The 12780-nt window shown below is 60.4% G+C and carries 14 protein-coding genes; 8 read left to right on the forward strand and 6 right to left on the reverse strand.

Annotated features, from left to right (window positions below):
- The first annotated feature begins 49 nt into the window (after window positions 1-49).
- The 5 genes from gluQRS (at window position 50) to panC (ending at window position 4935) form a co-directional block, all read left to right on the forward strand.
- Entirely contained in the window at window positions 50-985 is a 936-nt protein-coding gene (gluQRS, locus tag WJM78_RS16935) for a tRNA glutamyl-Q(34) synthetase GluQRS (protein ID WP_339010717.1), read from the forward strand.
- A gap of 134 nt (window positions 986-1119) precedes the next feature.
- Window positions 1120-2595: a polynucleotide adenylyltransferase PcnB gene (pcnB, locus tag WJM78_RS16940; RefSeq protein WP_339010718.1), complete on the forward strand. Its 1476-nt coding sequence runs from the start codon at window positions 1120-1122 to the stop codon at window positions 2593-2595.
- 11 nt (window positions 2596-2606) lie between these two features.
- A complete protein-coding gene (folK, locus tag WJM78_RS16945) occupies window positions 2607-3113 on the forward strand; it encodes a 2-amino-4-hydroxy-6-hydroxymethyldihydropteridine diphosphokinase (protein WP_339015904.1) in 507 nt (168 codons plus the stop codon).
- 63 nt (window positions 3114-3176) lie between these two features.
- Window positions 3177-3971, forward strand: coding sequence for a 3-methyl-2-oxobutanoate hydroxymethyltransferase (gene panB / locus WJM78_RS16950; protein ID WP_339010719.1), 795 nt, complete (start codon window positions 3177-3179; stop codon window positions 3969-3971).
- Window positions 3972-4077: 106 nt separating this feature from the next.
- Window positions 4078-4935 (forward strand): pantoate--beta-alanine ligase, encoded by an 858-nt coding sequence (panC, locus tag WJM78_RS16955; protein WP_339010721.1) that lies wholly within the window; start codon window positions 4078-4080, stop codon window positions 4933-4935.
- Window positions 4936-5352: 417 nt separating this feature from the next.
- Here panC and WJM78_RS16960 read toward each other — a convergent pair whose 3' ends face one another.
- The 3 genes from WJM78_RS16960 to hpt all read right to left on the reverse strand — a co-directional run bounded on the left by WJM78_RS16960 (window position 5353) and on the right by hpt (window position 7682).
- Window positions 5353-6126 carry an ABC transporter permease gene (locus WJM78_RS16960; protein ID WP_042038497.1) on the reverse strand — a complete coding sequence of 258 codons (774 nt, stop codon included), beginning with the start codon at window positions 6124-6126 and terminating at the stop codon, window positions 5353-5355.
- On the reverse strand, window positions 6123-7040 hold the full coding sequence (locus WJM78_RS16965; protein WP_339010723.1) for an ABC transporter ATP-binding protein: 918 nt from the start codon (window positions 7038-7040) through the stop codon (window positions 6123-6125). The genes WJM78_RS16960 and WJM78_RS16965 overlap by 4 nt, the downstream gene beginning before the upstream one ends.
- Window positions 7041-7151: 111 nt before the next feature.
- Complete coding sequence (gene hpt / locus WJM78_RS16970) at window positions 7152-7682, reverse strand: hypoxanthine phosphoribosyltransferase (RefSeq protein ID WP_042038495.1); 531 nt, start codon at window positions 7680-7682, stop codon at window positions 7152-7154.
- 199 nt (window positions 7683-7881) lie between these two features.
- On the opposite strand from hpt, the gene WJM78_RS16975 reads away from it, so the two are divergent.
- Window positions 7882-8496, forward strand: a complete 615-nt coding sequence (locus WJM78_RS16975; RefSeq protein WP_108537512.1) for a TetR/AcrR family transcriptional regulator — start codon at window positions 7882-7884, stop codon at window positions 8494-8496.
- A gap of 120 nt (window positions 8497-8616) precedes the next feature.
- Here the strand turns inward: WJM78_RS16975 and WJM78_RS16980 are convergent, their stop codons facing one another.
- The gene (locus tag WJM78_RS16980; RefSeq protein WP_108537513.1) at window positions 8617-9228 is read right to left on the reverse strand and encodes a flavin prenyltransferase UbiX; all 612 of its coding nucleotides are present in this window, start codon (window positions 9226-9228) and stop codon (window positions 8617-8619) included.
- A complete protein-coding gene (gene mpl / locus WJM78_RS16985) occupies window positions 9225-10595 on the reverse strand; it encodes a UDP-N-acetylmuramate:L-alanyl-gamma-D-glutamyl-meso-diaminopimelate ligase (protein WP_339010725.1) in 1371 nt (456 codons plus the stop codon). Before mpl ends, WJM78_RS16980 begins: the two co-directional genes overlap by 4 nt.
- Before the next feature lie 234 nt (window positions 10596-10829).
- On the opposite strand from mpl, the gene ppa reads away from it, so the two are divergent.
- Entirely contained in the window at window positions 10830-11360 is a 531-nt protein-coding gene (gene ppa, locus WJM78_RS16990) for an inorganic diphosphatase (protein WP_005313216.1), read from the forward strand.
- Between the two features lie 23 nt (window positions 11361-11383).
- Here ppa and WJM78_RS16995 read toward each other — a convergent pair whose 3' ends face one another.
- Window positions 11384-11746, reverse strand: coding sequence for a hypothetical protein (locus WJM78_RS16995; RefSeq protein WP_422388454.1), 363 nt, complete (start codon window positions 11744-11746; stop codon window positions 11384-11386).
- 124 nt (window positions 11747-11870) lie between these two features.
- On the opposite strand from WJM78_RS16995, the gene WJM78_RS17000 reads away from it, so the two are divergent.
- Entirely contained in the window at window positions 11871-12749 is an 879-nt protein-coding gene (locus tag WJM78_RS17000; protein ID WP_339010729.1) for a hypothetical protein, read from the forward strand.
- Window positions 12750-12780 lie beyond the last annotated feature (31 nt).

Genomic DNA, 12780 nt, shown 5'->3' on the forward strand with positions numbered 1-12780 from the left:
TCGGGGCGTCCCAGAATGCAGCTTCAATGAATCGCTTGCCCTAATTGCCATGCCCGTGAATACACTCCCGTCGCCCCAGACTCGCCCCTATACAGGTCGCTTTGCCCCCTCCCCGTCAGGCCCGCTCCATTTTGGCTCCCTGATTGCGGCGCTCGGCAGTTTCTTGCAGGCCAGGGCGCAACAGGGGCGCTGGCTGGTGCGGATCGAAGACATAGATCCGCCACGGGAGATGGCCGGTGCCGCGTCGCTCATACTGCAGACCTTGGCGGCCCACGGCTTGGAGTGGGATGGGGAAGTGATGTACCAGAGCCAGCGTCATGGCCGTTATGACGAGATCATCAGGCAGCTCTATCAGGCTGGCGATCTCTACTGGTGCCGCTGTACCCGGCGCGAGATCATGGCGGGCGGCGGCTTGTACCGCGGCCACTGTCGCGATCTTGGTCTCGGGGCCGAGGGATGCGCCGCTCGGCTGCGCCAGCACCATCCGGTCTACCATTTCGAGGATGGGTTGCAGGGCCGCATTGCGGTTCCTGCGGCGCTGGCCGAAGAGGACTTCATCATACGCCGTCGGGATGGCCTCTACGCCTATAACCTGGCGGTGGTGGTGGACGACATGGACAGCGGCATCACAGAGATAGTACGTGGTGCCGATCTGCTGGAGCCCACGGTGCGCCAGGTTGCCCTCTACCAGACGCTGGGGGCTAGCGTCCCCGCCTGGGTGCACCTGCCACTGGCGGTGCTGGCAGATGGCCACAAGTTGTCGAAGCAGAACCATGCGCCGGCACTGGCGCTGGACGAGGTCAGGCCGGCCCTGTGGCAGGCGCTGCACTTTCTCGGTCAATGCCCGCCCCCCGAACTGATGGCGAGCCGCATTGACGAGATCATCGGCTGGGGCATTAACCACTGGCGGCTCGACCGGGTTCCAGCCAGAGAGAAGATCAGCCTGGCACAGGGAGCACCAGGCTTTGCATTGGGTCAGACCTAAGCGTGCTGACATGGACAACACAATTTTTTGTTTAGCCAAGCCTGAACTTTTTGAATGAACCACATCGTTTTTCATTTAGTCAGGCCTGAGCTATGATAGGCCGCTATTTTTTGGCCTCCCGTCAATTTGAAGTCATGAAGAGGTGTACCATTTTTTCCCAGATCGCAAACTTTTGCCGCAAGGTGCTCGGCAAGGAAGACGGCGAGCAGTCGGTGGAGTCTCCCATCCCAGCCCACGTAACCGGGCAACGCCGTACCTTAAGCCGTGACCAGCACCCCATCTCGCGCAAAGAGATCAGCGAGAATGCGCTCAAGGTGCTCTATCGCCTGAACAAGGGTGGCTATGATGCCTACCTGGTCGGCGGGGGCGTCCGGGATCTGCTGCTCGGGAGGACGCCAAAGGATTTCGACATCGCGACCAACGCGACGCCGGAGCAGATCAAGGCGCTGTTCAGCAACTGCCGCCTGATTGGCCGCCGCTTCCGCCTGGCCCACATCGTCTTTGGTCGTGACGTGATCGAAGTGGCCACCTTCCGGGGTCACCACCATCAGGTCAATACCAGCAAGCATGTGTCGGCCCAGTCTGATGAAGGCATGCTGCTGCGCGACAACGTCTACGGCACCATTGAAGAGGATGCAGAGCGTCGCGATTTCACCGTCAACGCCCTCTACTACAGCGCCAGAGATTTCACCCTGCACGATTTCGAGGGCGGCATAGAGGATCTCGCCCAGCGCAAGCTGGAGCTGATCGGCGATCCCGAGACCCGCTATCGTGAGGATCCGGTGCGCATGCTGCGCGCCGTGCGTTTCGCCGCCAAGCTGGACATGACCATCAGCCCACGCAGTGCCACCCCCATCAAGGAGCTGGCATCACTGCTGCAGGATATCCCCGCCGCCCGCCTGTTTGAGGAGACCCTCAAGCTGTTCCTGGCTGGCGATGGCCTGGCGACCTACAAGCTGATGCGCGAATACGGGTTGTTCCAGCCGCTGTTCCCGCAGGTAGCCGCCCTGTTCACTCCCCACGGCACCTCGCCGTTCGAGCAGTTCATCGAACTGGCGCTGCTCGATACCGACACCCGGGTGCGCGCAGACAAGCGGGTCACCCCGGCCTTCCTCTACGCCACCCTGCTGTGGGGCTGTGTCGAAGCCCGCGCCCGCGTGCTGGAAAATGAGAGCGGTCTGCCCTGGCACGACGCCTTCATGCTGGCCATCAACGAGGTGCTGGACAACCAGGTGCGGATCATCGCCGTACCGCGCCGTTTCACCACCGATGTCCGCGACATCTGGGCCCTGCAACAGCGACTGACCCGCCGTCAGGGTCGTCACCCCGAGCGGGCCATGGAACACCCGAAATTCCGCGCAGCCTACGACTTCCTCTTGCTGCGTAACCGGGTCGAACGCGGCCTCGGCGAACTCGCCAGCTGGTGGGAACTCTATGTGGAGTCCAATCCGGATGTACGCCCGCAACTGCAACGGGAAGCGACCCGCCGCCCTGCGAGCGGCGAGCATGCCCAAGCCGGTGAACCCCGTAGCGGTGACGGCGAGAAACGTGATAGCAACAGCCGCAGTCGTCGTCGCCCGCGCCGTCGCAAACCGAAAGCGGCGCAGTGACCACCAGCGTCATGACGGAGGTCTTCGTTGCGATCGGCTCCAATCTGGCTGACCCCTTGGGTCAGGCTCGCCGCGCCGTCGACGCACTGGCGGCGCTGCCGGAGTCCCGGTTGCAGCAGGCCTCCTCGTTTTACAGCAGCCGCCCCATGGGCCCTGCGGATCAGCCGGACTACGTCAATGCCGTGGTGCGGCTGAATACCCGGCTCGGCCCTCTGGCCTTGCTGGATCAACTGCAAAAAATCGAGCTGGAACAGGGACGTGTGCGCAAGGATGAGCGTTGGGGGCCCAGAACCCTGGATCTCGATCTGCTGCTCTATGGCGATCGGATCATCAGGCATGAGCGCCTCGTCGTTCCCCATTACGGCATGAAGGAGCGGGCGTTCGTACTGCTACCCCTTGCCGAGATTGCGCCCGCTCTGGTGCTGCCCTGCGGCACCCCGCTCGCACAACTGGTTGCCCGCTGCCCGCACAATGATCTTGCCATCATTGCCCCCGGTGCAGACATAGGGGAACCCTGATGAGCAGAGCCATCGACGCCCTTGTGATCCTCACAGACACACGCGGCGAGTAGGAGCAACGTTATGAGCAAGATCACCACCACCAGCCTGCTGAAGATGAAGCAGGAAGGGCAACGCATCACCGCCATCACCGCCTATGATGCCACCTTTGCCAAGCTGTTCGACGACGAAGGGGCCCACGTGCTGCTCATCGGCGATTCGCTGGGCATGGTGCTGCAAGGGGGTCAGGACACCCTGGCGGTCAACATGGATGAGATGGTCTATCACACCCGCTGTGTGGCGCGTGGTGCCAGCAAGGCGCTGGTCGTCGCCGACATGCCGTTCATGAGCTATGCCACTTCGGATCAGACTTACCAGAACGCCGCCCGCCTGATGGCCGCCGGAGCCCGCATGGTGAAGGTGGAAGGGGGCGACTGGCTGTGTGACAGCATTCGCCACCTGACTCGCAATGGCGTGCCTGTCTGTGGCCACCTCGGCCTCACCCCCCAATCCGTCCATGTGTTTGGCGGCTTCAAGGTGCAAGGTCGCGACGAGTTCCAGGCCCAGGAGATCTACCGTCAGGCCCTCGAACTGCAAGCAGCCGGCATCCAGATGCTGGTGCTCGAGTGCGTACCGGTCGCCCTTACCGAACGCCTCACCAAGGCGCTGCGCATCCCGGTGATCGGCATCGGTGCCGGTCCCGCCACCGATGGCCAGATCCTGGTAATGCACGATGCCTTAGGCATCACCTCAGGTTACGTGCCCAAGTTCACCAAGAACTTCCTGGCCGAGACCGGTGACATACGTGCCGCCATCCGACTCTATGTGCAGCAAGTGAGCGAGGGGACCTTCCCCGGCCCCGAACACTGTTTCAACTGATCCGGCGCGATGGATGAGAGCGGGGGCACAAGCCCCCGTTTCGCTGTCCCTTGCCCGCTGATGCAACCCGTTTTCTCTGTTTGATATTTCCGAAGGTGAACTGCCGATGTTGGTCGTTAACAATCCTGCCGCTCTGCGTGAACAGATCGGCCAATGGCGCCGTGAAGGGCGTGCCATCGCATTCGTCCCCACCATGGGCAACCTCCATCAGGGGCACCTGACGCTGGTGAAAGAGGCGCACCGCCATGCCGGTAAGGTGGTGGTCAGCATCTTTGTCAACCCCATGCAGTTCGACAAGGCAGAGGATCTCGTCAACTATCCGCGCACCCTGGAGCAGGATTGCGCTGCACTGGAAGCCGCTGGCGTCGACATGGTGTTCACCCCGACGCCGGAGATCATGTATCCGCAGGGGCTGGCGAGCCAAACCTTCGTCGAGGTGCCGGGTCTATCCGGCCTGCTGGAAGGAGCGCTGCGTCCGGGGCATTTTCGTGGCGTCAGCACAGTGGTGACCAAGCTGTTCAATCTGGTACAGCCGGATGTGGCCTGTTTCGGCCAGAAGGATTACCAGCAGCTGGCGCTCATTCGCAAGATGGTGGCCGACATGGCCATGCCCATCGAGATCGTCGGCGTGCCCACGGTGCGGGCCGAAGACGGGCTGGCTCTGTCGTCACGCAACGGCTACCTGACCGCCGCCGAGCGGGCGCTGGCCCCCGAGCTGGCACGCACCATGAACTGGATTGCCGAGCAGATCGCAGGGGCCGATCACCACCTGCCCTCTCTGGTGGCGCAGGCCAGCCAGCGCCTCGATAACGCAGGTTTCCGTACCGACGCCATCGACATCGTCGATGCCGTGACCCTGGAATCCGCCACCGACCAGAGCCAGCAACTGGTGATCCTGATGGCGGCCTATCTCGGCAAGGCCCGCCTCATCGACAACCGCGTGGTCACGCTTCAGCACGCCTGAGTCAGTCACAACCTGGAGAGTTTCATCTCCAAGAGGTTTATTGCCTCTTCCTGTTCCTGCCCAAGTCTGGCCAGGAGCAGGCCCGGTTTCAGGTGCTGCCATATCCTGCATGAAGATGGCGGCCAGCAATACATAGTCACCCGCCACATCGCCACTCCGTTTGCCGAAGGGGCGTTTCCCCATCGTCTTTAAAGAGACCTGGCGTAACGGCCTGGCCGATGATGGTCTGACTGCCAAGTAGAACGTCTGCGTCTACCGTGATGAGCCGGCGCAGAACGAGGTCCCCAGCGCTGACCTGCACTGGAACCATACGAGCAGACGCCCTCATAGGGCATGGTGCCCCCCCGGCAACCACCGGGATCCGCGAACGCAAAAAGAAACAGGGCGCCCGAATGGACGCCCCGTTTTGAGTACAACTCAGTGCCGCAGCCCGGTACCGCGGGAGATGAGCCACCAGGCCAGTCCGTAGAGCGCGGCGATGAAGCCGATGATGATGAGGTAGGCGGTGCCGAGCGGCACGTCAGAGATACCGAGGAAACCGTAGCGGAACGCGTTCACCATGTAGATGATGGGGTTCACCTGGGAGACCCCATGCCAGAAGGGCGGCAGCAGGCTGATGGAGTAAAACACCCCGCCCAGATAAGTGAGCGGCGTCAGCACGAAGGTGGGGATGATGCTGATGTCGTCGAAGGTCTTGGCAAACACGGCGTTGATCAGCCCCCCCAGCGAGAAGAGGATGGCGGTCAGCAGCACGGTAAAGCAGACACTGAACAGATGGTGGATCTGCAGCGGCACGAAGAACAGCGACACCAGGGTGACGATGAGGCCGACACAGAGGCCACGCGCCACGCCTCCCCCCACGTAACCGGCGATGATGACGTAGTTGGGCACGGGCGCCACCAGCAGCTCCTCCACATTGCGCTGGAACTTGGCGCTGAAGAAGGAGGAAGCGACGTTGGAGTAGGAGTTGGTGATCACCGACATCATGATGAGTCCAGGCACGATGAACTCCATGTAGCTGACCCCCCCCATGTCACCGATGCGCGAGCCGATGAGGTTGCCGAAGATGACAAAATAGAGGCTCATGGTGATGGCGGGGGGCACCAGGGTCTGGATCCAGATCCGGGTGAAGCGGCTCACCTCCTTGGCCAGAATGCTCTTGAAGGCGATGTAATACGTGGTCAGATTCATGCTTTTCTCCCCTCCTCGACCAGACTGACGAACAGCTCTTCCAGTCGATTGGCCTTGTTGCGCATGCTCAACACCTGCACCTGCTGGCCCGACAGCTGCTCGAACAGGCTATTGAGAGACTGACTCTTGTCCAGATCCACTTCCAGAGTGCGCTCATCCAGCATGCGGCCGTTGAACTCGGGCACATTCGGCACGGCGGAGCCCGGTGCCAGATCCAACATGAAGGTCTCGCGGCCCAGCTTGCCGAGCAGCTTCTTCATGCTGGTATTTTCAATCAGCCGCCCCTTGTCGATGATGCCAATGTTGCGGCACAGCATCTCGGCCTCTTCCAGATAGTGAGTGGTGAGTATGATGGTGACCCCCTGCTCGTTGAGCTCTTTGAGGAAGGTCCACATGGAGCGGCGGATCTCGATATCCACCCCGGCGGTCGGTTCGTCCAGGATCAGCAATCTGGGCTCGTGCATCAGGGCGCGGGCTATCATCAGCCGACGCTTCATGCCACCGGAGAGAGTGCGGGCCGGCATGTCACGCTTGTCCCACAGATCGAGCTGACGCAGGTATTTCTCGGCGCGGATCTTGGCTTCGGCCTTGGGCACGCCGTAGAAACCGGCCTGATGGGTGACAATCTGGATCACCTTCTCAAACTGACTGAAGTTGAACTCCTGTGGCACCAGGCCGAGCTGGGCCTTGGCCTGCTCGAGATCGCTGTCGATGTCGTAGCCAAACACCTTCACCTTGCCGGCGCTCTTGTTCACCAGCGAGCTGATGATGCCGATGGTGGTGGACTTGCCTGCCCCGTTGGGGCCGAGCAGGGCGAAGAAATCCCCCTGCTTGACGGTCAGATCTATGCCTTTAAGGGCTTCCACGCCCCCCTGATAGGTCTTTTTCAGGCCGCTTATTTCCAGTGCGTTCATTGCAACCCCTGTGATGGCGGATCCCATCTCGATACAGAAAAGGCGGCCGGGGCCGCCTTGCAGACAAAAATGGCGCTCGGCCACCTAGCCCGTGATATTCCTGGACCTTGCTTACTCTTGCGGTACTACCTTGCCGATGAACGGCAGATTACGGTACTTCTGGGCGTAGTCGATACCACAACCCACCACGAATTCGTCCGGAATGGAGAAACCGATCCAGTCCACCGGCACCTGCACCTCGCGACGGGACGGCTTGTCCAGCAGGGTGCAGATGGCGAGGGATTTCGGCTCGCGCAGTGACAGGATTTCACGCACCTTGTTGAGGGTGTAGCCGGTGTCGATGATGTCCTCGACGATCAACACGTCCTTGCCTTTGATGTCGTCATCCAGATCTTTGAGGATGCGAACGTCACGGGTACTGCGCAGGCCGGAGCCATAGCTGGAGGCGGTCATAAAATCCAGGGTGACGGGCAGCGGGGTCTGGCGGCACAAGTCGGCCAGGAAGACGCAGGAGCCACGCAGCAGGCCAATCATGACCACTTCGTCAGAACCCTGATAACGGGCGGTGATCTCTTCACCCAATTTGGCGATCCGGGCGGCCACATCGGCCTCGGAGATCATCACCTCGACGGTGTGTTTCATCACTTACTCCCTCATGGCCAAAGGGATTTGGCCGTTCATTAACGTCAAAACCGAGGATTCTACCATCCAAGCCGAGAGGCGTCAGGCATACGTGATGCTTTTATCGGCTTATTTTAATTGATAGAGTTAGCAGGCTCTCGGGCATTATCGGTGACAATACTATAAACACCATAATCAATAACTATTAGATGAAAAAACTATGGAACCACGCGCAGAAATAAGACGTCGAACCCGGCTTTCTCCGGAAGCTCGTCGCACTCAATTGATGGAATGTGCCATCGAGGTGTTCTCCCGTCGCGGCATAGGCCGTGCGGGTCACGCCGAGATAGCAGAACAGGCCAAAGTCTCGGTAGCTACCGTGTTCAACTATTTCAACACTCGCGAAGAGCTGGTGGATGAAGTGTTGGCCGAGATCGAACGCTTCGTTCACCAGATGCTGGAACAGGCCTATACCGGCCAGGGTCCAATCAACGACAGTATTCGTCGTCATGTGAAGCTGTTTGTCGATGCAGCCTACGATCAACCCGACCATGCCAGCATCTGGCTGGAGTGGAGTTCATCGGTGCGGGAAGAAGTCTGGCCCCGTTATGCCAAGCTGCTGGACAAGGCATTGGAGCGCATCGCGCCCCATTTGCAACGAGCCATGGATGCCGGTGAGATCCAGAGTGTGCTGTCCGCCCAGGACCTGGCTCGCTCCCTGACCGGTTTTGGTTACGTCATGATGCAGATGATCAACCAGCCACAACGCCCGTCACGGGAAGATGTGACCGATTTTCTGTTCAAGTACGTGACAGCCCCCATCCAGGCCGCCTAACCCGCCTCGTGAATGACAAACGGCGCCAGACTGTTCATGTCGGCGCCGCTTTTATTTGTCCCTTTGCTACCGGTTCAGCCGCTGTCGCCAGAGATCGCCAGCAAGGTGATGAATCACGGGTCAAGCGTTGGCATAGCCCCAGCGGCTGGTCAGCGCGTGCTCGACTCCGAGGTGATCCAGGATCCGCGCCACCATGAAGTCCACCAGATCCTCGATACTTTTCGGCTCATGATAGAAACCGGGTGCGGCCGGCATGATGGTCACCCCGAGTCGCGCCAGTTTGAGCATGTTCTCCAGATGGATGGCGGAGAAAGGGCTCTCGCGGGGCACCAGAATCAGCTGGCCGCGCTCTTTGATCACCACATCCGCCGCCCGCTCCAGCAAGTTGTCGGAAGCGCCGTTGGCGATGGCTGAGACGGTGCCCATGGAGCAGGGGCAGACCACCATCTGCTTGGGAGCCGCCGAGCCAGAGGCCACCGGCGAGAACCACTCCTCCTTGCCGCAGGCAATTATCTGACCCTCTTTAGCGCCATACTGGCGACAGAGATGGGCAGAGAGCGCTTTCGGTGAGCCCGGCCAATCTTGCTGCTGCTCGGTCTTGAGCACTACTCTCGCCGCCGATGAGGCGAGCAGATAGACCCGATAGTCCGCCTGCACCAGACACTGGAGCAGGCGCAGGGCGTAGGGGGCGCCGGAGGCGCCGGTCAGTGCCAGAGTGATCGCTTTGTTCATAGTTCGCCGTGGTAATCCTTGAGGCGGGCGATCAGCTTGTCATGAATACCGCCAAAGCCGCCGTTGCTCATGATCAGAATATGATCGCCATCGCGGCTCTCGGCCACCAGCCGGTTGATCAGGGTCTCCAGATCGTTAAACACCTTGGCCGGTCGGCTCATGTGAGCTGTCACCTCGCCGAGATCCCAACCGATGTTGGGTGGCTGGAAGAAGAACACCTCGTCGGCGCCAGTGAAGCAGCCGGCCAGCTCCTCCTTGTGCACCCCCAACTTCATGGTGTTGGAGCGCGGCTCCAGCACCGCCAGAATGCGTGACGCACCCACCTTGGCACGCAGGCCGCCGAGGGTGGTCTCGATGGCAGTCGGGTGGTGGGCAAAGTCGTCATAGACGCTGATGCCTGCCACCTCGCCCTTGAGCTCCATCCGCCGCTTGGGGGACTTGAACTGGCAGAGGGCCGCGATGCCATGCTCCACCATGACACCGGCATGGCGGGCGGCGGCGATGGCCATCAGGCCGTTGTTGACGTTGTGCTCGCCGATGCACTCCCAGTGCACCTCGCCCTGCTTCTGCCCATCCAGCCACACCTCGAAGGCGGAGCCGTCCTCGGCCAGCTTGATCGCTTTCCACTTGGCATCGTCCTGACCTACCAGCTCCACCTCGCTCCAGCAGCCCATCTTGCGCACGGCGGTGAGGTTATCATCTGCTTTCGGGAACAACACCCGGCCATTGCTCGGCACGGTACGCATCAGGTGGTGGAACTGGCGCTGGATGGCGGCGAGATCCGGGAATATGTCCGCGTGGTCGAATTCCAGGTTGTTCATCACCAGGGTACGCGGGTGGTAATGGACGAACTTGGAGCGCTTGTCGAAGAAGGCGCAGTCATACTCGTCCGCTTCGATGACGAAGAAGGGGGCAGAACCGAGACGGGCGGAAACCGGGAAGTTGCCCGGTACCCCGCCGATGAGAAAACCCGGTTCCAGCTTGGCGTATTCGAGCACCCAGGCCAGCATGCTGGCGGTGGTGGTCTTGCCATGGGTGCCCGCCACGGCCAGTACCCAGCGATCCTGCAGCACGTGTTCCAGCAGCCACTGGGGGCCGGAGATATAGGGCAAATTGCGGTCCAGTACATATTCAACACAGGGGTTGCCACGGCTCATGGCGTTGCCGATCACCACCAGATCCGGCGCGGGATCAAGCTGGGACGGGTCATATCCCTCGGTCAGTTCGATGCCCTGTTGCTCGAGCTGGGTACTCATGGGGGGATAGACGTTGGCATCCGAGCCGGTGACTCGATAACCAAGCTGTTTTGCCAACACCGCCAGACCACCCATGAAGGTGCCGCAGATCCCGAGGATGTGAATGTGCATACCGCTGCCTTTTCCAGTAAAGGGAGTGCGCATTCTAGGGTCTGTTGACGTTTGGTCGCAAGCCGCGGGCGTGACGAGACGTCAATAGACCCAGGCAAGCGGGCCACCATTTGGCAGACCCGGGCTGCACGGCATCAGCCAAGGCTGTCACAGTGCCCTTGAAATATGGTCATTTGACGCGACATCGCTATAATATCGGCCTGCAAACTTGACTCCAACATTGAAGGAAACGTCATGAGCCTGAACCTGGTACCGGCTGGCAAGAGCCTGCCCGACGACATCTACGTCATCATCGAAATCCCGCAGAATGCCGACCCGATCAAATACGAAGTCGACAAGGACAGCGGTGCCATCTTCGTTGATCGCTTCATGTCGACCCCTATGTTCTACCCGTGCAACTACGGTTACGTGAACGCCACCCTGTCTCTGGATGGTGATCCGGTTGACGTTCTGGTTCCGACCCCCTACCCGTTGCTGGCCGGCTCCGTCATTCGCTGCCGCCCGGTTGGCGTGCTGAAGATGACCGACGAATCTGGCGAAGATGCCAAGATCGTGGCCGTGCCGCACTCCAAGCTGACCAAGCAGTACGACCACATCAAGGATGTGAACGATCTGCCCGAGCTGCTGAAAGCCCAGATCCAGCACTTCTTCGAGCGCTACAAAGAGCTGGAAGCGGGCAAGTGGGTCAAGGTGGAAGGTTGGGGCGACAAGGCTGCGGCCGAAGCCGAGATCGTCACCTCTGCCGAGCGTTACGCTGCCAAGTAAGCGTACCCTCGCAACAAGGCGCCTCAGGGCGCCTTTTTTATGGGCTGTTGCGGGCGCAGACTCCGCGTCTCGCCAGCAGGATCGCCCTTGATGTAGATGTCACGGCCATTCTGCCGATAGGGGCGATAAAAGTCGCCACCACAGCGATAACCCCCGCCCTGCACACTCATCAGCTCGCAGTTGACCGGCAATACCTCCAGCCACTTGATGGCCTGCTGAAAACGCAGCCATTCCTGCCATTCATGCTCCCGTGCCAGCTTGTCCCGCAGGGCAAAGGTATCCGCACTGGACATCCCCTTGTTGACGAACACCTGGCCCGCTGCCGCAGGCAAGGCGGCCGACAGCAACAACAGCAGTAGAATTCGCTTCATAACGGTTTCCTGTATGACTTATTTCCAGAATTAAATTTAAAGCCTTATCAGGCTGTTACCCAGATCATCAAAACTAAGCTAATCCAAATCCGGCCAGCTCACCTAGTTGTTTAGTATCACCTCGAGCAGGATGCACATCATGAAACTGGCACACGGTCTGTTATTAAGTCTAGTGTTCGCATCCGCAGTCGGCGCCAACGAAGTCAATCTGAGCTGGCAGTGGCAGTCTGCCGACGGCCAGCAGAAGCACCTGCGACTGAATGCAGACGAACGCATCATGTCCGCCAGCCGCCACGAGATGACCCAGCTCAATGCCTCCCTCAACTATCCGCTGGAGACACTCTACGCCTACATCAGCCCGCGCCTTTACAACAGCATCAACCTGATCAACCAGACCAGTCCAGAGACCGCCACCAAGTTTCGCAATCTGGAGCAGGCCTTCACCCTGCACGACGACAGCATGGAGTCGACCCTGTTCTGGCAGGCCTACCAGCAATATCAGGACGATGCCTTCTACCAGATGCGGGTGGTGCCCTGTGTGCACCCGGCCAATAGCAAGCTGCCCTGCGTACGCCCCAACTACTCCCAACTGTTCTACCAGTTCAAAGGAGACCTGAGGCCCCTAGCGAAGCAGTTTTCCGCCAAGGATCTGGCCACCAGCGTCGGCCTGCTGCAGGAGTGGCTCAGCGCCATCCCCACCCCCCCCGAGCAGATGGATCACTTCGCCCCCCCCCTGCAGGCCTTGAAGGACAACAAGGCCGACAGTGATGAGAAGGCGCTGCTGATGGCAAGCCTCCTGGCCGAGCTGGCGCCGCAATACATGCTCAGCATCATATACCCCAACATCAGCATCGGCAGCGTCTCGCCAGCCTGGCTGGCCATCACGGCCGACAGCGGCCTGAAAGGCGATACCCTGGTGATCGGCAATCAGCGCCACGTTCTGCTGACCGGCTCACCCCTGCTGGCCCAGCAGATGACCATGGCCAAGATCCCGCTGATCAGTGAACCCTTGTACTGAGCCACGCCCGCCATGCCGGTTGCACCACAAC

It is taken from the genome of Aeromonas popoffii (genome assembly GCF_037818705.1).
Taxonomy (GTDB): domain Bacteria; phylum Pseudomonadota; class Gammaproteobacteria; order Enterobacterales; family Aeromonadaceae; genus Aeromonas; species Aeromonas popoffii.